Below are 24020 nucleotides of genomic sequence, written 5' to 3'. Positions count from 1 at the left end.
TGGAAGGGGTGTCGGGCGCGGGAGGTGTGAGGCGGGACGCGGTGTCAGGTACCCAGTCCCGCCTGGGGAGTCTGTTACCTTTTGATGGCTTTTTGTTAGGAAAAGGTCATAGATAACGGTCTTCTGTTACTTTTTGAAGGCTTTTAAGTAGTAAAATGTCACTGATTGCCCCTATCTCTTACCTTTTGAACGCTTTTATCTATCAAAAGGTCACAGATCAGCCCCCTCTCTTCCCTTTTTGAAAGATCTTCTCTCTAAAAGGTAATAGATCAGACGCCCGATAAGCCCATGTGCTATACTCTAGTTAGCCTCTTCAAGAAAGGAATGAAGAAATGCCGCTATACAAACCTCGAACGAAACCTTCCCACTTAACCATTCTAGAAACCCTACAAAAAAGAACTTCTCTATCCTCCAAAGCAAGCAGCGATTATGCCCGCTGGCTGAAAGGATTCGAAGGAGAACAACGATTCGATCATTTTATAGAACCTCTCGCCAATGAAGCTTATTTACTTCACGACCTCTTACTCAAAAAACAAAACACGACGTTTCAAATCGATACGCTTATGATTACTTCTGAGAAAATCTATCTCTTTGAAATTAAGAATTATGAAGGGGACTTTATTTACGAAGACAATCAATTCTACCGTTTACCGAAAAACGAGATTCTAAACCCTCTCCACCAGCTGCAAAGAGCTACCTCATTACTAGGTCAACTGTTAAAATCACAAGGATACACCCTCCCTATCGAAGGGTATGTCATCTTTATCAATCCCCATTTCCACCTTTACCAAGCACCACTCACACCAACCATCATATTCCCAACACAGTTAACATCTTTTCTAGACCAACTGAAGACCTCTTCTCCACTAACCTCTTTCCATAAGAAATTAGCAGAAGAGCTCCATGCGCTCCACATCACTGATTCTTCCTTAAATGAAACACCTTCTTATACATTTGATAATTTACGAAAAGGGATTACCTGCCTCCAATGCTCTTCCTTATCCGTTGAGGTTGAGGGTCATAAGTGTATATGCAAGAGCTGTGGTGCCAAAGAAAAATCCAGCCAAGCGATCTTGCGAAGCGTTGAAGAATTACAGTTGCTGTTTCCTGAAGAGAAAATCAAGACACAAATCGTTTATGAATGGTGCGGGCAGCTTGGAAGTCTCAAGAGGATTAGAAGCGTTCTGCAGAAGCATTTTACGATGAAAAGCGTGAATCAGTGGGCGTATTTTGAATAGGGCCGGGGAGCGGCGGGACGGGGTGTCAGGTACCCAGTCCCGCCCTGGCGCTTCTGTTCCCTTTTGCCTCTACCATACTCCGAAAAAGGAACAGAGAGAGTCCTTCTCTTCCCTTTTCAGCACATAAATCTCTCAAAAGGTCATTGATAGCCTTCCTCTCTTACCTTTCAAGCCTTTAAACGCAATAAAAGGTCACAGATTAAACGAATCTGTGACCTTTTTGACCTCTATTCTCTTCAAAAGGGAAGATATACACTGCTCCTCAAGACAACGACTCAGTTACTCAACCGCTCCATCCAATCCACCAACTCCTCAAAGCGACCATCCGTACGCAATCCTTCTGCCTCTTCCTTCATCCCGGCATTACGCTTAAAGCTGCTCGCTTTCCTTTTCTTTATCTCATCAGCATGCTCTTTCAATTTGTACGCCATCTTTAACGTATCCTCATAAATTTTATGACGATCCCAACGTTCGTTGCGCGCTTTACTAGCAACGAGTCGTGAGCCTGAACCGCCTTTAAATTCTACGTTCCAGGTATAGTTCAGCTCAAATTCGCTAAGATACTGCTCTTGGATAATCTGAAACCACGCTCCACTATATACGCCGGAGAACTGAAGGTTAGGCGCATGTTTCAAATGACCATCACATCCCGCCAGGCAAGGGATTCCCGCCTCGTTCACTGCTTTAACGAAGCATGCAATGTGCGGGTCCAGGTCTAATGCATCTACCTTAAGTCCATTCTTCCGGTTAACGAATGCTCTCCATCTGAAATGATACCCTTCCATACTGACAGGAAACTCTTCCCCGCGGTGCTCTGTGATTTTCTTCATCATCATGACTGGAAACTTGTTCGTAAGCAGTTGAAAACGATCGCCATTCCAGAAGATTGGGATATGCAGTTTGTTTAAAAGCATTTTCAAACTCCTAAGGTCCCTCTTTGAACTTCCACTTGCTAACATTAAGAACGGTCCTTCCTTCTTGACTAGAAACCCTCTCATCTCAAGTGCCTCGTGTAACCTTTCCTGCCCATTCATCATTTCAAGAGATAATAAATTTGACTTCATATCCATCGCCTCCTCATTTATTACCCTTAGTATAAAAGAAAGAGGATTACAAAATTGTAATCCCCTCTCTTGACCTGGAACCAGATCGCTTATGATTCTTATAATGGATGTTTCCTTTTAAAATAGTGTGATCCCAAACGTATAAATTTCCGTCTGTCTTAAGAAGCTTCTTTCCATCGATCCCTGTGGCTTTCTTGAGATCAGAACGAATCTTGTTCATCATCCTTGGGACATAAGAAGGGGACATTTCGACTGCGTTATACCCCCACAGAACTCCAGAGATCTGAGTCACAGTGAGGCCTCCCTCACTCAACAGGATCGCTTCTAAAATCTGCGCGTTTACGGAAGAAAAACTGACGCACTCCTCTTCCCCGTTAAGTTCTGTTCGGTAAGGGTGGATCATCAAGACAACGCATTCTCCACCAGATACACGATCCTCCAATTCATCCTCTGTTTCCACAATCGTTCCATGTTGTTCAGAAAGAGGAACATATCCCTTCTTTTTAGAACCTTTGATAGTCGCTTGATACGGTTTTAAGAACGCTCCGAGAACCGGATCCTGCTTTGCCTTCTCTTCTACTTTAAGTAAGTAACCATATGATTCTTTAAGTAAAAGCAGTTTGTAATAACCGAGGGCCATATTACAAAACAGTTTATAAGTCTGTTTATCATCAAGTCCAAGCTTAAGGGCACGCTCCGCGTAAAAAAGCGCTCCTTCAGGATGATCTTGGCGCATCAACAAAAAAGAAAGATGGTAGCAAGGCCTCGGATCTTCTGGATCAATATAGACAGCTTGCTTTAAATGACGCACCGCACGTGTGAAATTAGAAAACTTCATCTTTTCATTTCTTCCATAGTTCAGATAAAGTCTTGAGAGCTCCTGTAGATAGTCGCTTTTATTCTCTTTATCTACTTTGATGATCTTCTCGTAAAGAGCAATCCCCGCACCAATCCACTCCTGCTCTTCCTCTTCTTCATCAATGCCCTGCATGTTTTCCCAGTCGTGGAGTTGTTGGGTTAGTTGTTGGATGGTCTCCAAAGGCATAACTCCTCATCAAGGTTTATAGTGACTAGCATAATTATATGAGCATATCTTTTTAAATTTATATAGTGAAATAATTTTTAATATAAATAGTTATTTGAAGTAATGGTATAAGTGGTTTTGCCAAATTTCTTCTACAAGCGCCTTAGGATTTCCCTTCTCTATATCGCCAAAGGTGTTCATTGTCATTTTAAGATATAAAACACCATCTATCTCTTCACATTGTAAGGTTTCATTATAGGCATTATCGGAAGACGGATCCAAATGCACTCCATAGTATAAGTTAATACCCTTCATAAAACCTCCGCCTAACCACATTTTAATGCCCGTTTGATAACTTCCTCTATCATATAGCTTGAAAATATGCTTTTTATCTCCAAAGTTTTCTAGATTATAATCAAATCCAGAGTTCTGACTTCTTATATGGGCAAATAGTTCAGTAAACAAATCTTTCATTTCAGTATAACTGTTGGCTAAGAATTTTTCTTTATCTAAATCAGTTACTTCCCTGTTTAACTGAAAATCGCTCCCCGTAAAACGATTATCTGAACCACCCTTAGAAGCTTCCATTATTGCCTTCTGAGGAGATAGGTTTGGCTTCGGGCCAATTGGATTCACTTCATACAAGGGCACATTTTCAATACGATGAAGAAGTTCTTTAAACTTTTCTTCATACATCTCAACATCAGTAAAAGTTATTACATAATAACCTTTTAAATGGTAAGGAATTGATTCTTCAAAATTTCCGCCTCTTAATAAAAATATAAACTTATGAGGATTGTCTTGTAACTCATGTAAACTTAATCTAGTCTCAAAACCAACTCCTCCTTGCATTGATTCAGCTCTCTCAGCGTAATCCTGTGTTAATACAATAATTACTTTATCATTTTCCTTCATGCTATTTATCATCATTTCTTGAAGGTGAACTGTCCCTGATTGAGTCTCAAATTGATCAAATGTAGCATCAACACCATTTCTTCTTAGGTTCCTCACAAGGTCCATTACCCATTGTCTATGTTCAGAATCATCCCAACTGTAACTCACAAATACTTTTTTAATATCCTCAGTCATTTAAAACCCACCCTTTTTCAATTAATCAGGTCAAACCAGATTAATTTTTAACATTATCAAGCCTCTTCTTTCCCTCCTAGTTTCTACATTCAGACTTTAACGCATAAGCCACCGCAGAACCCTGCCCAAATTTATCAACTAATAGATCCTGTGATTGTTTTAAGTTAGCCAGCATATTCTCCTCTACAGGCGAGCCATCAAAAAAGCTCCGCCCAGACTCTTGACTTTCTTCGACTATATACCATTTAGAAGGTTGAAAGGCACACACAACTTTTCCTTTATTAATGCCTACAACATATTCAATATATTCAATTCTTTTTCTATTAATCTTCCAGTTCCCACGAGTAGCTTCGTAATAACTTTTTCCTTCTTTAATGCCATTATGGATCTTCACCATTAAAATCTCTTGCTTCACATTTCCTACCCCCTTGTAAATACAATTAGACCTTGAGAACATATAGGTTAATTGACTCTTTTAAAAGTAAAACTATGTAATTCTATGCTACCATAGATTTATCCTATAATGTTAAAGGGTGGAAATAACATTGCAAGACCTATTTCACAAAATCAAGCTATTCATAAACAAAATACAATACAGAGATTTCTCAGTTGCGTTAAAACAAGATCTTACTAAATGGCAACACAGTAAAGAGTCACTCTGGGCGAAGTCTTTGGCTTTAAAGAATCAGACCGAAATCATTACGAACCATCAAATCGAGACCCTTCAAGAAACGTATAATGAAGTGCTCAAAGACCAGCCACTAAAAGCTATCACGAACTCTTCTATACATAAGCATTTGGAACAGCTTAGAACACTGCCAATCTATAAAGACTACGAAGAAAAACGGAATGAACACAAAAAGGCCATTCGTTCCCTCTTAATCAAACTACCGTCTATCCAAGAAACCAGGAACAAAGTGATCACCATGCATACGGTAGAAGCTTATACATTCATGGAACGCGTCGATCTGTTAAAGAAGTCCTACATCACCCATTCTCATAAACAATCACTACTGGCTTCGTCTTATCAAAACGCTTATGACTTCTTTGAAGGAGGCCACCCGGATCGTACCATTCAACAGTTTAATGGACTGTTCGAGAACCTATCTGAAAAAATCAAGGATTGGAACAAGCATTACATCGATCAAGAACTACGTAACAATCAACACTTCTTTAATAATATCGATGGAAAATCACTAGACCACCAGCAGCGAGTGGCCATCGTAACAGACGAAGATAGCAACTTAATCCTAGCCGGAGCCGGGAGCGGGAAGACGTTAACGATCTCAGGCAAAGTGAAATACTTGATCGAACGAAAAGGGATAAAGCCAGAAGAAATCCTGCTTATCTCATTCACCAAGAAAGCAGCCGGTGAAATGCATGAGAGGATTGCGAAGAAACTAGGCGTTGAGATTGATGTGAAGACATTTCATAAACTAGGCCTTGAGATCATTTCAGAAGCCGGGAACGAGAAACCGGATATAGAAGATTCAATGGACGCCGTTCTCCACACCTTTTTCAAAGAACAGATGCACAAACACAAGAACTACATCCATAAGCTGATGCACTTCTTTGGCGTTTATTTAAAAATCCCTAAAGATATCAGCGATTTTAACACGCTCGGCGAGTACCATGAATATCACAAGAACCTCGACTTTGAAACATTGAAAGGTAAAGCACATAAACAACAAGAACACGTGAAGCAAAGCACGGACCAATTAGCGGCTCAAAAGAAGACGTACCAGGGCGAAACGGTGAAAAGTTTAGAAGAATTCATCATCGCCAACTTCCTCTATTTAAATGGAATTTCCTATACTTATGAGAAACCCTACGAATACTTAACAGGGAATCAACAGTACAGACAATATAAGCCAGACTTTTACTTAGATGATTATGGCCTGTACTTAGAACACTTTGGAATTGATGAAAATATGAGAGCTCCGCACTTAAGTGCGATTGAAGAAGAGCGTTACCTTGAGGATCTGAAATGGAAACGGGAATTGCACAAAGAGAACGAAACAAGACTTTTAGAGACTTACTCTTATTACAATCGAGAAGGGATTTTGCTAGAAGAATTAGAGAGGATGCTCAAAGAAGAAGGCGTAGTATTCCAGCCGATTGACAGTAAGAAGTTGTTCTCGCAAATCTTTGATCACCTTAACAACACCTACTTTCAGGATTTAAAAAAGCTAGTGAAAACATTTATTACCTTATTTAAATCATCTGGCTATGGAGCTGAAGACTTCCAAACGTTAGAGAAGCAAAATAAAAGAAACCTCTCCCTATTTATGAGAAAAAGAAACGAGATCTTCTTCTCCTTGGTGAAGCCGATCTATCACTATTACGAGAAGAGCCTTGCTTCCAAGAATGCCATTGACTTTAACGATATGATTAACCGGGCAACGAGCATTATAGAAGAAACAAAACCTCAGTTTCCCTATAAATATATCATCGTCGATGAATACCAGGACATCTCCCAAAGTCGCTTCCACCTCATTAACGCCATTAGAAAACAAACCGGGGCGAAAGTAATGTGTGTGGGTGATGATTGGCAGTCGATCTACCGCTTCGCTGGCAGTGATATTGAACTGTTCACAAACTTTGAAGCCTACTTTGGCGATCACGAACTACTACGAATTGAGAAGACTTACAGGAACTCCCAACAACTCATTGATACTGCAGGACAATTCGTAATGAAAAATCCGAGCCAATATAAGAAAAACTTAAGATCAGATAAAACAAACGAAACACCGATACGCATGTTCTTATTTAAAAACAGACAAATCATTCAACGCCTTGAAGATATCTTGGATGAAGTCGTAGCCGCAAAAGGAACGAATCAAACGATTATGCTCCTTGGGCGAAACAACTACGACATTCTCATCTTCGAGAAGAGTCCTGACTTTTATGCACAACACAAGAGTGGTAAAGTGACGTACAAGAAATATCCGAACCTTTCTATTCAGTTCCTATCTGTTCATAAATCAAAAGGATTAGAGGCTGATTACGTCATCCTTCTAAACGCTAAGAACGGGAAAACGGGCTTTCCTAACAAAATAGAAGATGATCCCGTACTAGAATGGGTCCTCCAAACGAAGGATCAGTTCCTCTTCTCAGAAGAACGCAGGTTGTTCTATACAGCAATAACAAGAACCCAAAACTCAACGTACATCCTGGTCCCTGAAAAAAGCCCTTCTTCATTTGTGAAAGAACTAAAAGAAGAGTACAACATAGCTTATGAGACAGGAGGGCATGTAGCAGAAGAAACACTAAAATGCCCTCGCTGCCACTCTGGTGACCTTACCATTCGAAATGATTCCTTTGTGGGCTGTAGCAATTACCCTCAGTGCGGGTACACCATTAATGATGTGAGTGTGCTTGAGCATCAGAAGAAATGCAGTCGCTGTGGAGGGTTTATGGCTAAACGAAAGAATAAAAGCGGGGAATATTTCTACGGGTGTAGTAACTATCCGCTTTGTAGTCAGACGGAAAATATAGAGTAGAATCTAGTAAAGAAAGGAAGATTAAATTGGGAGATATTAAACTCTTTCACATAAATGAAAATCACGCAGAAGAACTAGAAGGCCACGCCGTAGCTGTGGAGAAATCACTACAGCACATCATTGAACAAAACTCAGAAGCTTGTCTGGGCGTCCGCTTTCTCGCATCAGAATATAGCACAGGCAAACGTCACGGAGGTCGAATCGATACGTTAGGCATCGACGAGAACTACTCCCCTGTCATCATAGAATACAAACGATCCACAAATGAAAATGTGATTAACCAGGGCCTCTTCTACCTTGATTGGCTGCTTGATCATAAAGGAGAATTCGAACTAATGGTCATGCGCCAATACGGTGAAGAAGTCTCCAATGCTATCGATTGGACAAGCCCAAGGTTATTGTGTATAGCTGGCGGATTCACAAAGTACGACGAACACGCCGTGCAGCAGATCAATCGAAACATTGAATTATATCAATACAAGCACTACACGAACGACTTACTTCTACTTGACTTAGTCAATGCAACGACGGTTCAAGAAACACCGACTGGCGATTCAAAGCCAACCAAAAGTAAAACCGTGAGTGATTACTTAAAGCAGTCTAGCACAGAGCTTAGCGATCGCTATGAATTACTACAGGCTTATCTAGTAGCTCTAGGGGACGACGTGCAAATGAAGACGTTGAAGAATTACATTGCTTTTAAACGAATAAAGAATTTTGCCTGTGTGGAAGTTCACCCGGCTACGAAGAAGATTTTGCTTTATGTGAAAGTCGATCCTGAGACGGTTGAGTTGGAGAAGGGCTTCACTCGGGATGTGCGGAATATCGGGCATTATGGTACAGGGGATTTGGAGATTTCGATTAGTAGTGATGAGGATGTTGAAAGGGCTAAGGGGTTTATTGATATGAGTTATGATGTTAGTTGAGAATATTGAACGCTTGGCGAAGTTGGATTAGTAATATATTTCCCAAAAAGAGAGGGGGTGAGGCAATTCCCCCTCTCATACTAATCATCCTGGACATATCCTTAATTATGGTACGGTTCACCGTAACGTTAAATAGGGTAAAATAGACATTATAGTTGTAATAGTAAGGAGGTACACTCAGCTATCTCCTTACTTATAAAAAATTAAAAAATAGTCATTTCCAAGCTTTCTCTTGTTACAGGATTAATAATGATTGATTTACATTCGTTATTAAGCACATTATTCATTTCCTTTGAACATTTTGGTAATAGTCTTATAGCTACAGTAAGCATTCCAAACAAGTTAAGTAACATTAATATGTCCCCATTCTTTTCTTTAACGCACGAGAACAAGTGATTGTGGGAGGTTGTGTTTAAATGGTTTTTCACTTCATTTATATTTAATCCATTAAAAACTGCTAGCTGAAATTCAGGCTTAATTGATGGACTAAGTATCCCTTCACCTTTCCAGTATTTCCGCAATATACATCCTGTTTTTGTATATTCAAACCCGTTTAAGTATATTGTAGCTAAAGCATACATTGCTTTGATAAGCTCTTTTCTTATTATTTCACCATCAACTTCATACTTTAAGGATCCATTTATTGTTGTAACGGATTTTTTTAAATTAAATCTGACAGGTGTTATATTAGACTTCTGTGCTTTCTTTATCACAGCTTTAATATGATGTGTGTGATCTTGCCCTAGAAAGAACCTAGTACTGATAAGATCCTGAGGATTGTTTATTACCTTCGGATGAAGCTCATAAGTACTCCCCTCTTTACCTATCGTTATTTTACCTGTTGTGCGATTACCACTGCTCTCATTAAAATTAACTTTTTGTTGGTGTGTTTTAATTACACCCTCTTTTGTAGTTATCCCAAGAACTGATCTGATAAATTCTATGTATTTCATATTAGTAAAAGGGGAATCCACTAAGTTATTTGCAACACCATTACATTCTTTACAAACTCTAACTGTAGTTATATCAGAACCACAAGAATCTGGTATAGGATGTTCTCCTACTTTTGTTCTATGTTTCTGCTTTAGACAATAAACACACAAAATTTTCTTTTGCATAGCCATCTCCACTTCCCTTTAGCTATAACTCTTTCTGATACACCTAATTTTATACAGATTCGTAACTTTTCACTAACGCTTCTATTTTATGAACGCAGGGAAAGATACACTGTCCTACTTCACCAATAAGTTAAGAGTTCAGTTTAATTTACTTCGGCACTCTAAAGAAACAACTTTCCTCATTTAATGTTTCCTACTCAGGCACATACATCTTCTTCAACGGAAGTATAGCCCTTTTATCTGTCGGCATATTTTCGTACCACTTCACCACCAAGTCTACTAATTCCTCTAAATCTACTAATCTAACTGAGTTATGTTTAGCTACCACTTCAGCTTGTGAGGTAAATCCACCCGTTGATACAAATAAACAATTAGCATCAATAGGGTTAGCGCCTAGTAATTGTTGAATTTCAGGAGCACCTGCTGATGATTTTCTATGTTTTACTTGCACTTTGATAATAGGCTTTTCAAAACCAAAAGCATCTTTATATGCTAATACATCCACTCCTCCATCAGGCCCTTTAGGGCTTACCTGAACATTATAATCCATTGCTTGTAATAAACCACCCACTAACTCTTGCATTTGCCAGGGATCGAACTTATCTACTTTATCCTGAACCATCACTAATGCTTTATTAACCAGGTCTTGTATGATTTCACTTTCTTCTTCCTCATCTTCATTTATATCCTCAGGTTCTAAGAAAGGGGATTCCACTAACCTTTCAATTTCTTTTCCCCATTCATCAACACGAAATACCGTTAGTACTGAGCCTAAACTGTTTTTAGCTGCTTGTGACAAAAGATCCCGTTCTACCGTAACTTCTTCCCAGTCAACGTCTATATGATTAGGATAATTTGAATCTCCAATCGACTTATCAAAATAATGCTCGCCTCTCACTGTTCCTACCATGTACTCTCTAGTTTCTTTGTAGTAGGTTATTACCTTATCCCCTTTTTTGATGTCTCTACTAAAACGCCAAACTTGATTTACCCAACTGCTTCTGGATCTCGGTTTACTTTCTTCATATACTTCATCCGCCATATCAATCATTTCACTCTTTGATTGAAATTGTTTTGGATCTTCTAATTGCGGCCATCCAATAGATGCAATGCCCTGTTCTTCCCACACTGGAACTAATTCATTATTGTCCCCTGCTCGAACCATCCACCAACGCTTCATTTATGTATCCCCCTTTAATAAGTAAACATTAACCCTTGATCCAACTTATGCTCTTTAATTCCATGTGCTCTGACCTCATACACGAAAACCCGTTCTGTTATATCACTATAATCCTCCAACACCAGTTGTTGTTTAAACTGATATAAATCGTCAGTGACGACGATCAACCTATTTTCGCCCTCAACATCCTCACTAATAAAATCTACGAGTCCAAAAGCAGGTTGTAATTGAACATTCAACCTACCACTTTTCAATTCATACTCCTCAATTAGAGAGAGAAAGTCCTGAGGAATAACACGTCCATTTGATACACCATTGGATGAAACTTTAAATTGTGCTATCCGCTTTACTGGTTTTAGTTGGATGGAGCGTTCCCGATCAATTTCATTCAAACGCTCTTTACTGCGGTCTTCTATTTCATCTATCTGTGCATAAGTCTGGTTGATTAATGCACTATTTTTTCTTTCTACGTTTTCTCTCTGGTATTTTTCTAAACGTTGCTGTAATGTTTCAATCTGCTCTTCAAAAGACTTTCTTAAAAAGACTCTTTTTCTATTAGCATAATCCTCTCGCTTACGTTGAATTGTTTTTAAAAGGTTTCTTGCATGCTTAATGACGTACCGTTTAATGTCTTGGTCTTCTTGAACGAACGTACCCTCCACCTCTAATGTTTGGTGAAATAAGAAATAAGGAGAGACTTGGACAAAACCACCATTCTCGCGTTTCCCAGTCATCATTAACTGTTGTTCAAGCTCACGACCATTTCCATCCACAATCGTTACCTGATTCAACTCAATTTTCATATCTTCAGGAACGGAGGCTTGAACTTCATAAAATGGCAAAACAGCCTGCTGCATTTCTTTAGAGGTCAATTGCATTATTATGTTAAACACGGGGCTATCATTTTGTAACATTGAAAGTTGAGTACTTTCTGAATTCGTAGATAATGCAAAGCGAATAGATTCATCAAAATTGAACATTAACTTTCGTCCACGGGCAAAGTCACGGATCCGTTTAGGAAAACGATCAATACGAGCTGCTGATTTATCTCCCGAGACGCTCACACGTGTCCTCGTACTTTCTAAACCTTGTAAAACGAAGTGACCATAGAACCGCCGAGGAATGCTATGGATTGATACTTTATCAAAAGAGCGTTTAGCTCCTGGTAAATCAAAGTTTTCATTCAGCCGCTCATTCTTAGCTAACTCTAGCAAACGTTCATGTTCTTCGGATAAGGTTTTTTCCATACGCTCAATTACATTATCGAGGTTTTCCCTTCCGATAATGGATTGTTCCATAATAGAAGGTAAATCAGCCTGATGATCTTCTAATACTTCACCGATGAAATCATATACCAGTTCCTGACCAAGGTCTTCTCTCATCTGTTCCATCTTTGTAAGAAGACGTGAAAGCACATCCCCTTCACGAGTATTTGTAGCTACTAAATTAAAGACAAACACTTCGTTCTTTTGACCGATACGGTGAATACGCCCCATTCGCTGTTCCAATCGATTCGGATTCCATGGTATGTCGTAATTTACCATCTGATTACAGAACTGAAGGTTAATGGATTCTCCACCAGCATCCGTAGCAAGCATGATTTGCAAATCTTTGCGAAACTTCTCCACCTCTTCTTGACGCCTGTCCATGGAAAAACCACCCACAATTTTAGCAATATCCGGTACATAAGCCTTAAATTTCTTTTCTAAATAATTCAGTGTATCTTTTGATTCTGTGAAAATTAGTATTTTCTCCCCTTGAGCAAGAAGTCCGTCTGCTCCAAATAAGGTGCTTTCCAGTTCAAGAAATTTTCTCTCATTCTCCTGCTGCCGTACCACATTTGCTTTGCGGATCAAATGATCAAGCATTTCTATTTCCACCTGAAGTTCGTCCATATCAAGTTCTTCAAATTCACCTTCTGCATATTGCTCCATCAATTCCTGATCTTCAAAGGAGCTTTCTTCATATTCTTCTGTGTCTATTAATTGCTGCAACCTCTGTCCTGTCTCCAAAACTTTCTGCAGTCGTTCTTTTCTTCGTAATAGAGAGAGGTAGATTGCTTCCACAGAAGAGCTAAGCCTCCGTTGTAAAATCATCATAGCAAAAGCAACATTCGGTTTATCATTCTTTTTCGCACGGTTAAAGTAATGACGTACGTAGTCTGTCACAGCGTCGTATAGCTCTACTTCTGCAGAGCTTAACTCGAAACCAAGTGTCTTTGTCGTTCGTTTTGGAAACAAGGGTGTTCCGTCAAATTTAACCATCTTTTCTTTTAACCGACGGATTACGTATGGATTACTCTTTTCGAAAATAGAGTCACTTCGATTAAGATGAGAAAAAATGTCATGATCGATAAGGCTCATTAAGTACCTAAAGTTTTCTTTGTCTCCTTTATGCGGAGTAGCTGTTAGAAGCATGCAATGTTCTGAATGACGTAACAGGTTCTCCCCAAGTTGAAACATTTTCGTGCGTTTCACTTTTCTTTTTTTCTGTCCTACTGTGTAAGCTGCCATCTTATGAGCCTCATCTACAATCACTAAATCAAAGTGAGAATTTAGGATCATATTTTTAATATCCTCTCTAGAAGCCCAATACATGGATGCTATCACTTGCTGGTGCATTTCAAAGGGGTTGATTTCACCCGAAGCTTTCAAGTAATCACGAGTTATAATTAAGAAATCTTCATCGAATTTTTCTTTTAACTCTGCCTGCCACTGTTTTAATACTAGCGGAGGAACTAGAATTAACGTTTTGCGAACCATATTTCGTGCTTTCAATTCCCTGATCAGCATACCGGACATAATCGTTTTACCTGCTCCTGGATCATCAGCCAATAGATAACGTACTTGAGGTGCCTGAAGCATCTTACTATAAACCGCTTCAATTTGGTGAGGCAGAGGTATCATATTCTTATTCCCACGAGCCCGTGCTTGAGAGTATTCTTTTTCCGTTCGCAATACGTGATACTGTAAATAGTGTTGAAAGCGATTCTTCCATTGATCTGAAGTTTCATTCTCAGAATAATGTTCCACTTGTTCTAATTGAAATTCTTCTAAATAATTTTCGAAGAATTGATTGGATTCACGACCGACAGCTTCTACCAAAAACAACTCATCATCAATGCTTTCGACATGCTTAATTTGAACAGGCTCTGGCCAGAAAGATCCCCCAACTATTTCACCTTTCTTAAGCATAAAAACACCTCCATTTCCCTCTCAAGTTTAATACAAGGCTTCATATAGGCGTAAAACAAACTCTTCTTCGAGATATGTTTCCTTACCCTTTTTAGTTACTGTATCAATTCTCAGTTTACATTTTTCACCTATCTTATAATGCTTTTCAATTAAGCTAAACTCTACTTGCCTATTACGCTCTTTATTTTCCCCCTTTAGATCAAACACAAGTTCAACTTCATTGGATATTCGCTCATTGCCCTGGTAAAAAGCTGCTCGCACTTTCCGAGACGTGTATTCATCTGTGATGCTTTGTTCCTGATAAAAAGAAACAGGCACCTGATAGTTCGCAATGACTTTATTAATCATAGCTACCGCAATATCCACTGATTGAGCCTTTTCAATGCGACGGTAATCAATCAAAGGAACAACAGCTTCTTGGGGTAAGGCCCCGCCATGGATAAATTGAAGGCCGCCACCAGTTTTAAAACGGTTGAGGCTCTTCGCAAGAACGACTTCAGAATTTTTTAAAGGGGTTTGGTTCTCAGTTAATTTAATTGCTCCTTCTGGAACTGACAAATCATGTCCAATTGCAAAACGTCGGCTACCATCTAATACATTTCCGTCAACAGCTGGGATTTTTCCGTGCTCCTCAATTTGCTTAAATTGGAACAGAAATCCATGATCCGCTGTTATAAAAATTCGCTTTGCTTGAAGACGGGACAAACGATCAACAGCAAATTGTAAATCTTGAATTGCTTGTTGAACAGCCCCGTAGGTTTCACGCTCTGATTTAGCTGAATCCCCTAATGCATCAATGTGATCGTGGTATAGGTAAATCAACCGCTTTCCTCTTAATAATTGCTCGGCTTCACTTGTTTTCATATCTAGTAGTTGTTTCAACTTAAAAACTTCTGTTTGTGATTCAACCGTTTGCAGGATTTTACGGCGGTTATCCATTCCTTTAGTCGATTGGCCATCTGCTAATACACCGTTTTTTTCATCGACCTCTAGCTGCCTATGGGGTAGTAATGACGCCATTCCTAATTGTGTGTAAGTTGGATAACTTGCTGCCATTGGTTGGATACTAGACCTACCATTTTCACGCTTCGTTAAAAGGTCATGAAGTTCATAACCAGCTTCATAACGCAAAGCATCTGAAATGATAACGAATACTCTTGTTTGTTCTTTATCCAATATTGGTTGAATCTTTTCAGAAAAGAATGTTCGCTGCGGCATTATTTTTGGTGCATACCCATCTTCCAGTTTGAAATTCATTTCTCCTGATAGACGACCTAAATATTCATTTTCATACCAATTTGTCAAGCGATTAGTAACCTCTTCTAACATCTCTTTCGAATCAAGGCGTGTGAAATGATTCATGAAATGACGATAGGCTTGATCAATTTCGTACAAAGATTCCGCATAACTTTCATAAAAATCATTTTCTTGATGAATTCTATGTACAACAGTCTTTAGAGTCTCCATTCGAATAGCTTCGAAAATGGTTTTATACAAAGCTCTTAATTTACCTTTTGAGCCCCAATGGGTCTGCAAGCGTTGCGCAATTAAATATAAGCGTTCCTCCCCCTGAATTGTTTGATGAAGTAGCTCGTCGATGCATTTTTCTATTATCAGAGCATCAACAGCAGGGAAGGTATCTGTTAGAGAAAAATTAGAGATATCCTGTGTACCTAGTTTCTCCCTCACATAAAATGCCTTCTCCCATTCCTTAATGTGTTTTTCAAGAATATCTGCATCACTCTGCTGAAGCCACTCTTCAATGAAAAGCGCACAAACGTTAGGGGAAGAAGAAGTCCAACGATTTTCCCACTCTTCCACAATAAAACTTGCCTTTTGTTTAAAGTGTTGATAAATGAGTATATTTATCAGCTCTTTGAAAGGTTGATTTATATGATTTAAAGAAACACCAAAATAGCGACCAACAATCTCCAATGTGCGATCTAAGGAGAAGTTACGCTTAATCGACTTCACGAACTCATTATCTTCCAACTGTAAATCAGACGAGAGAATTTGACGTGAAATAACTCTGACGTCAGAAACCGAAGTTTTTGTTATAACGGCCATCATACTAATCTCAAACTGAGTTTCACTCGCTTGCTCAGGTAGTACTTTATGAAGTTTTCTTTTACGCTCTTTGCTATTGAAGAATGATGGATACTTTTCCATCATTGGACGTAAAACCTGATCAGATACGTGTAATGTTTCTGATAGCATAGCTGTTTCATCTGCTTTAAATTCTGTGCTGTAAGACAATATATCCAACATCAAATTATCTTTATCGTTGGGTCTTGGTACATCAGAATAGATTAAATAGGAGTCTGTGACTCTTTGAAGTTCAATCTCCACCTTTAGTTTAAAGAAGTTTTGAGCTGTCAAATACCTAACCTCAACACCCATTAATTGTTGGCGTAGTTCATCAATACTCACTTGAGCCTGCGGGTCATACCAAAACACTATTGCTCGACCTTTAGTTTCCTTTTCTTGTTGTATTTTTTCTTGTAGTTTTTCAATTACATTCACGTCTTCCACCTCTATATGTAAACAAAAAGAGGAGAAAATCCCCTCTTTTTGTTACTTAATCTTTGCTAGTACTTTATCAAATTTGGCGTAGTTCACTTTAACACCATCGTCTAAATCAATATCCATTTGTTCATTCGCATAAGTAGCTAAATGCTTATCAAACTCTTGTAGTTCTTCAATCTTTTTCTGAAATGATGTCTTAGATTTTTCTAAGTTGCGACGATCAGTCGTAGTTAAGCTTGGATTAGCCAAACGAGTATCAATCATATCTATTTCATTTTGATATTTCGATTGAATTTCCTGTAAGTGTTCAAAACGAATTGTTGCCATCGTATCTGGCTGATATCGATGCATATAAATAAGTGTTCGTAACCCTTTTTGTTTCCCTGAATCAACTAACCAATAAATTGGACGCTTCTGGTACATCTTACAATGATCCTTAAAGAATTCGTCTAAGAAATAACGTCGTAATCGCTCCTCTGGTGACTCATTATTTTTAATTTTTAGCGATTCAGCTAACCACCTCATATTTTCAACTACATTATCTGTGCTAAATGCTACTGATAAAAACTCTCTTAAACGTACTATAATATCATTGTCAAAATAATGTTCATCAGTGAACTGAATTAATCCATAAGTAGTTGGTTGAAATTTCTTGTATTTTGATACATCAAATTTACCACCTGCAAAAGAAACACCTTCATAATCTAACGAATAACGTCCTACAACACATCCTATAAAATATGATAAAAATGACTTTGCTTCAGCTTCTCTTTCTGCCACTGAGAAAGGCAAATCCTTAGTTTCTACTTCAGGTTGCATTTCACCTTGAAGTTGATACAGGTTAATAAAAATATGATTTAACTTTTCTTCATTTTCTTTTAATTTATAGAGATTTTTATATGTTTTAGCTTTCCAATCATTAAAAGCCTTATCAATGGCACAGCTTTCATCAAAATAGTTTATTAGTGGGTTACGAACGAAATCCCAAGATAACTCACTTCTATCCCAGTCATCTTTCGCAATATTTACATTTTCTCTACTTAATTCATTGATTTTCTGTTTTACATCTTCATTAACTTCTACAATAGGTATTCTTTTCAAATCCCCAACTTGTGTTGATAATGTTGGATTTAGTGTATCTATATATCTAGGTGTTAAAGAAGAATTTAATAATGCTAGTACATAATAAATATCTTCATAAGCAGGAAATCCACTAGACCCTTTCACATCAAACACAAAACCGTAATCACAATACCTAGCCGCAAATTTTCTCCCTGATATATCTGACCAAGTTATACTTTTCCGAAAATAATATTGCCTCGAAGGTAAATGATTACCCTGATTTTCAAGTAGCTTATAATGTTTTTTATCAAACTTTAATACAAACTCATTATTTCCATACCATTTTCTTTGTTTCCCTCCTTTATTGTATGGTACATACTTAGATTCCGTAGAGTGAAATTCACTAATATTCTCTTTTTGGAATCCAATTTCTTCATAATTCACTTCAGCCCAGAACCTAACAAATTTTTCATTATCCCCTGTAGTTATACCGGCTCTAGGATTTCCAATATCTTCAAAGGAACCGTATTCTAAAAAGGTCTTTTTCATGTTTTCACTCATCCAATATGATAACGGAAATCCTTTAACTTTTTTAAAATCTTCATTTACATATCTATTATAATGATTATTATCATTGTGCAAGTTTAATTGCTTTAAATCTCCCTTATAATCCACAAGTCTTACAAATTCCCCTCTATATCGCTTAATGTAAGTTTTTCTTAACACAAACATAGTAGTTTGAACAATTTCCCCATTTATTTCCGGAAAAGATCCCGTACCTAAATGAACTAATGATAGGAAGTGTGTGTTTTCCAACAGTTTTTTCCTCAGTTTTTTATAATCATCAGTAAACATAAAAGAATGTTGAGTTACTAGGGACGACATACCGTTTAACTTAGTGAATGTATTACACCTTTCAATAAAACAAGCGTATAAATCTGATTTTGACTCCGGGTAATACTTATTAACAAACTCTTTTAAATTTTTATTCATTGCCTTTCTACTACCCATATAAGGTGGATTTGTAATTGATACATCATACTTATTACCTACCACACTACATAAAGTAAGAATGTCCTCAAATTCCCTTAGTTGTTCAAATAATATATAATTTTCAAGTGTGACTTCACTTTCATAAGCCTTATTTATTAAATATAAATAATGTTTATAATCAAGATTAGTTGGAACAATTAATGAACCATAATTTTTCGCATCATAGAAGGAATTATAAATGTGACGTAAATCTCTTTCTTCTTGATTATTACATCCTAAGAAGTGAATAATCTCATTAATATCTAATGAGTTAGTTTCAAGTATTTCATATATATTTAATTGAGGATTCTGCTTAAATATGCGCCTTGATTTTTCTCTAGCTTTCATAATTAATGCAAAAGAGGATAATTGTACTGCGCGATAATCAATATCTATACCATATAAGTTATTTTCTAATATTAGTTTAGGGATTTCAGTGCGTAGATAGCCAGACTCTTCATACATTTTATAAAACAGATCAAATGCATATACAAGTAAGTGCCCAGAACCACAACAAGGATCGATTAATGTAATTTCTTCAATATTGATATTAGAATATCTAATTGTATTTAGTACCTTTTGTACATCTTTTTCTTGAGTTGATTGCTCAATATAGTAATTCATGTTTTCTTTTAGTTCAGAATCAGGGTTTGATTCTAACCATAATTGACCAAGTGAATTTTCGACCATATACTGACCAATCCATTTTGGAGTAAAGAGTTGTGTTGCTGCTGGTATTTCATTTTTCCCTATTTTCTTTTTCTTATTTAGATTACTAAAAACTTTATTTTTGGGTTCTGATATATAAAATTGGTAAACCCAACCAATAACCTCTACTTCTTTAAAACTTTCCGCCAATTCTTGGTTCTTCACTAACTCTATAATAATTGATTCACTGTCTAATAAAAATTCCGGTAATAACAATTCAGTGTAGTCATTTATTTCTTCAAATAAAAAAGGGAAGGACAAATGTAATGCATTACATTGTGCTATAAAAAGTTTACGAAAAGCTTGATTATTATACCCTTTTTGTATCCATTCATTTATTTTTTGATGATCTACGTTTAAATTCATAGTTTCATATTGATGTAGAATATCAGGTTCATTTTTCCCGGTACTACTAGATAATACATTGACTCTATCGGGTAAGTAATTATTCACCTCCATATAACGAATTGCAATAATTCGGTTAAACCAAGTATATGCTACTTCTTCAATTAACTGGTTATAACCAACAGCACTTAAGCGCTGTTGTAACAGATGAAAAGCATGTTTCATTTCTGATGGATATGGCTTACCGTTTACAAATATTTGCCCATAATTTTCTTCAAGCTTCAATTCTTGAATATCTTCTTGAATGCCATATTGTCCTGCTTTCAATGAAACTTTATTTATCAAATCACGTCTTGCTTCTACAGCAAATTTTTTCAATTCAACTTTATTCATTTTTTCACCTCTGTATGTAGAGGGGCGGACTATTAAACTGCCCCTTATTTTATGATTTAATAAAATAGTGTGTTTGTAATTCTTTTATTAAATTCCTTTTCAATGATTCAATTGCCCTTTCCAAATCTTCTTCAGAATTAATAGTATCAACTTGGCTAAAGAAAGAATTGTATAATTCCTGCTCGGTAATAACCTTTGGTTCTCTCTTAACAGTGTCTGATTCCTCTCTTAATTCTTTAATCATCTGCCGTACTTTGACTTTTATTGAATCAATGAGCTCGCTTAACTGTTGTTGATTAATACGCGCACTAGAAATACGTTCGCTTTCTTTTATTTTTTCATAAAGATAACTAGCTTGGTTAGTTCTTGATCGAAGGTATTCCGTAATAGGTTCATATTCGGAGTATTGCTCATGTAAGACTGCTAGTTCATTCAGAGATTTATCAGATTGTACAAGAACTGCCCGCTTTTGTTTATTCGTTTCTTCTTTAATAAGGTTCTTCAAATTAGCCTTTAACTTTGGTAATTGAATGATATCTTTAGTTGGTTCTTCTTGTAACAAAATTTGTTTCATCTGTTGTACGATTTCATCAAGCTTATCATTATGAATGACTTCTATTTCCTGATCATGTTCCATTAAAGTTTTAACTGCTTCATCAAACTTGACGATAGGATTCCCTTCATAAAAACCTTGAAGCTTCTCTAAAATGTCATACCACTCTTCAATATCATCTTCGTACTGTATAAACGTGCGACAAAATTGCTCTGGATCTCGGTTAGCTAATAACTTTTGTGTTCCATTAACGACTGTTCTTATATCACTTTCGCCAGGATACGGGTATTCACTAAAAGCACTTTGCTGGTGTCTTCTTTCCCGAACCTTTTCAATAGGTTGAACAAATTCTTCTTCAACTTTCTCTCTTATTATTTCGTTATAAGTATCATACGTGTCATATGATTGAGTAATTGAGAAGAAATCACGAACCAATGCAATTAATTCTTGTTTCACTTGCTTATCCATTTCTACAATCGGCATAACCACAATTCGATCACGTTCAGATACTTTCTCTAGTCGGTCATAGAACTGATTAGAGTTCGGTGTAAAAGGTTCTCCAGCATAAGTGAATCGTACTTTCCCAGCATTAATTAACCCCATCAAAACACCAATGGTATCCTGTTCTTCCCAGCCATAAGGAATTGTTTTATATTTTTGCACAACCTGCTTTAGGGTCCTTTGGTCATGGGATCGTTCAAGTTCTTCAACAAAATGTTTTATCTCATCCATAGCATTCTTATTTAAATCGCTGAATAAACGTTGCTGGCCTAAATCTTCAGCTACTTTCTCCCATTCTTTCTTGCTGTTTTTAAAAGAAATGGGCTCTTCTATATAATGGAACTTTGTAAATGTGTTACGGATCAACATATCCATAGCTTGATTTACTTTACTTTCGAATTTCCCACTGAGATCACGACGTTGTCCCTGAATATAAAATCCAGCATTTTCACATGCTTTACCTAACAATTCTTCAGCTTTTTGTGCGAATTCATCCACTTCAGCAAGCTTAGATTCATAAATACGCCTTTGTTGCTGAGAAGTTGTACTTGACTGCTTACGGCGTACATAGCTATCGACTTGTTGAATGTATGCAAGAGATCCCTCTGCTTCCGCAACGAGGTCTTTGTCTAAAAGAATAATTAAATGTCCAGAGTTTGCCTGTAAAGCCGCTTCTGAATCGGTCATTCCCTCAGAAAATACTTGCATGGTCAATTCGTGATTCATCTGTCCTTTTAAATAGTTGTCAAACCGCTTATTAAAATCAAAATGCTTAGTATGTTTGTTATACTTGTATTCATACTTCGGTTGACGATACATGACATTAAAAAAGAGATTACCTAATCGTTCTTTTACAGCAGAACCATTATAGTCTTCAACGCGTATTTCACGATTAATTTCTTGTTCTTCGTCTGACAAGAATGAGTATGAACCATCTGCATGCTGCTCAATGAACATGACATTTTGTAGTCGATTTAGTGATTCCTTTATTTTGTATTCTAATGGTTGGCGTTCATCGTACACCGTTTCTATCATAAGTGTGGCAATATTGCTTGGTGTAGATTTAATTTCATCGATCCCTTTGATTAGGTAGAGAACTTCCAACACTTTTACGTCGTATTCTTCTAACCCTTCGTGGTTTCGGGCACGGTCATGCGCTCTTGCAATTGTACCCGTGATCGATGATTCCAAATAATCACGAATAGAAGGATAAAATTCTGCCATGGTAACCATATTATCTACATTTTCTTCAGCATTTAACTGAGCCGCTTCCTGGAAAGCTTTAAGTAAGGAACGTTCACCGCGGGAGGTGTGCTGTCCACCTTCACCCAGGTTACGGATTTTGGTGAAGACTAGCTGGAGTAACTCAATTTGATAAGGAACAAATGGATAAAAGGAAACGAATTCTTCGATATTCCGGTACCCGGAACGCAATTGAGTATTATTTGTATCAAAAGCCAGACGATTATGAATCAGTTTTCCTTCTTGGTCATGAATAGTCTTTAGTGTATCTGCACCAACTGGTTCTTTCTCCAGAAGACGCTTTTTGATTACTTCATCTGTATTCGCACTGGACAAGTTAATTTTTGTCTCAAAGCGTCCTTGGATTTTAGAAAAGTCTTTCGTACTATCGAGATCAGAAACCGTGGATTCTAGTTTTTCCTGTGATGTCACAATTACCCATGCCTGCCCTTGGCATAAATCACCTAGTTTTTCTGTAATTGTTTGTAGATTAAGCATTAAGCTTGTGTTGTTTCCGATATACTGCCCGATTTCATCCGCAAGGAAAACAATACGATAATCTGGCCCCTGACTCTTACAATAATCTGCAACGAGCTCAGCAACTCGTTGAGCATCAATAGCAAACCATTCTCTATTCATATCAAAGAATGTTTCCGCCGTATCTTGGTCATAACCTACTGTTTCAAGAGCTTTTATAACTTTTCTTTTACGTAATAAAATCTTCAAACGGAGTTCTTCCCAAGACTTATCGTTTTGATCATAGATTGTTTGTTTGAATTCTTCGTATTTCCCATCACTATCTAGTTGGCGTTCCATCTCAGCAACCCATAAGGTATCTGAATATCCTAAATGATTATTAAACACTCTCAAAAACACTTCAATAATACGCTCTTTTTCTGAATCCTTAGAAGAAGATGTAGAACGTGAATCAATATTAAATAATAATGCATCCGACTTTTTCTCAGATACTTGCTGCATCATGTTTAAAAGATTCTGGTTTTCGGTCTTATTTTCAAAATAATCAGCAGGTGTTTTACCTGCAATTGTCTGATTATGTAATAAGTAAGATAGTATCTTTAAGAAATGTGATTTACCAGATCCAAAGAAACCTGAAATCCATACCCCCACTTTTGTTGATGGTTGATTATAGACAGCTAAATAATTCTTATAAAATCTCTCAAGATAATGCTCACTTTCTTCGGTCAGGACGTATTCATCCAATTCCGTTTCCACTACATCCTCTTCTACTTGTTCAGCCTGAACGACGTTATTAATTGGACGAAATATATCTTTTTCAAATATATCTTTAATCTGCATCATTT

Annotated in this window: 13 protein-coding genes; 3 read left to right on the top strand and 10 right to left on the bottom strand. The window is 37.3% G+C overall.

Annotated features, from left to right (window positions below):
• Positions 1 to 332: 332 nt before the first annotated feature.
• The gene (locus tag QNI29_RS02200; RefSeq protein ID WP_231419135.1) at positions 333 to 1238 is read left to right on the top strand and encodes a nuclease-related domain-containing protein; all 906 of its coding nucleotides are present in this window, start codon (positions 333 to 335) and stop codon (positions 1236 to 1238) included.
• 275 nt (positions 1239 to 1513) lie between these two features.
• On the opposite strand, the gene QNI29_RS02195 is transcribed toward QNI29_RS02200, so the two are convergent.
• The 4 genes from QNI29_RS02195 to QNI29_RS02180 all read right to left on the bottom strand — a co-directional run bounded on the left by QNI29_RS02195 (position 1514) and on the right by QNI29_RS02180 (position 4830).
• On the bottom strand, positions 1514 to 2302 hold the full coding sequence (locus QNI29_RS02195) for a hypothetical protein (protein ID WP_231419134.1): 789 nt from the start codon (positions 2300 to 2302) through the stop codon (positions 1514 to 1516).
• A 46-nt stretch (positions 2303 to 2348) separates the two neighbouring features.
• Complete coding sequence (locus QNI29_RS02190; RefSeq protein WP_231419132.1) at positions 2349 to 3341, bottom strand: tetratricopeptide repeat protein; 993 nt, start codon at positions 3339 to 3341, stop codon at positions 2349 to 2351.
• Between the two features lie 96 nt (positions 3342 to 3437).
• Positions 3438 to 4415, bottom strand: coding sequence for a toll/interleukin-1 receptor domain-containing protein (locus QNI29_RS02185; protein WP_231419130.1), 978 nt, complete (start codon positions 4413 to 4415; stop codon positions 3438 to 3440).
• A 76-nt stretch (positions 4416 to 4491) separates the two neighbouring features.
• Entirely contained in the window at positions 4492 to 4830 is a 339-nt protein-coding gene (locus QNI29_RS02180; protein WP_231419128.1) for a hypothetical protein, read from the bottom strand.
• 130 nt (positions 4831 to 4960) lie between these two features.
• On the opposite strand from QNI29_RS02180, the gene QNI29_RS02175 reads away from it, so the two are divergent.
• Positions 4961 to 7918: a UvrD-helicase domain-containing protein gene (locus QNI29_RS02175; protein ID WP_231419126.1), complete on the top strand. Its 2958-nt coding sequence runs from the start codon at positions 4961 to 4963 to the stop codon at positions 7916 to 7918.
• Positions 7919 to 7944: 26 nt separating this feature from the next.
• A complete protein-coding gene (locus QNI29_RS02170) occupies positions 7945 to 8844 on the top strand; it encodes a DUF5655 domain-containing protein (RefSeq protein ID WP_231419124.1) in 900 nt (299 codons plus the stop codon).
• A gap of 203 nt (positions 8845 to 9047) precedes the next feature.
• On the opposite strand, the gene QNI29_RS02165 is transcribed toward QNI29_RS02170, so the two are convergent.
• The 6 genes from QNI29_RS02165 to brxC form a co-directional block, all read right to left on the bottom strand.
• A complete protein-coding gene (locus QNI29_RS02165; protein WP_284526729.1) occupies positions 9048 to 9962 on the bottom strand; it encodes an HNH endonuclease in 915 nt (304 codons plus the stop codon).
• A gap of 193 nt (positions 9963 to 10155) precedes the next feature.
• Entirely contained in the window at positions 10156 to 11142 is a 987-nt protein-coding gene (locus tag QNI29_RS02160; RefSeq protein WP_231419120.1) for a restriction endonuclease, read from the bottom strand.
• Positions 11143 to 11156: 14 nt separating this feature from the next.
• A complete protein-coding gene (locus QNI29_RS02155) occupies positions 11157 to 14336 on the bottom strand; it encodes a DEAD/DEAH box helicase (protein WP_231419118.1) in 3180 nt (1059 codons plus the stop codon).
• Between the two features lie 27 nt (positions 14337 to 14363).
• The gene (pglZ, locus tag QNI29_RS02150) at positions 14364 to 16859 is read right to left on the bottom strand and encodes a BREX-1 system phosphatase PglZ type A (RefSeq protein ID WP_231419117.1); all 2496 of its coding nucleotides are present in this window, start codon (positions 16857 to 16859) and stop codon (positions 14364 to 14366) included.
• Between the two features lie 51 nt (positions 16860 to 16910).
• Positions 16911 to 20402, bottom strand: coding sequence for a BREX-1 system adenine-specific DNA-methyltransferase PglX (gene pglX / locus QNI29_RS02145; RefSeq protein ID WP_231419116.1), 3492 nt, complete (start codon positions 20400 to 20402; stop codon positions 16911 to 16913).
• 49 nt (positions 20403 to 20451) lie between these two features.
• Positions 20452 to 24018, bottom strand: coding sequence for a BREX system P-loop protein BrxC (brxC, locus tag QNI29_RS02140; RefSeq protein ID WP_231419114.1), 3567 nt, complete (start codon positions 24016 to 24018; stop codon positions 20452 to 20454).
• Between the last annotated feature and the right edge of the window lie 2 nt (positions 24019 to 24020).

The sequence above is a fragment of the Pontibacillus chungwhensis genome, from assembly GCF_030166655.1.
Taxonomy (GTDB): domain Bacteria; phylum Bacillota; class Bacilli; order Bacillales; family BH030062; genus Pontibacillus.
Note: the sequence above shows the minus strand (reverse complement) of the source record. Positions and strands in the feature narration are given on the sequence as shown.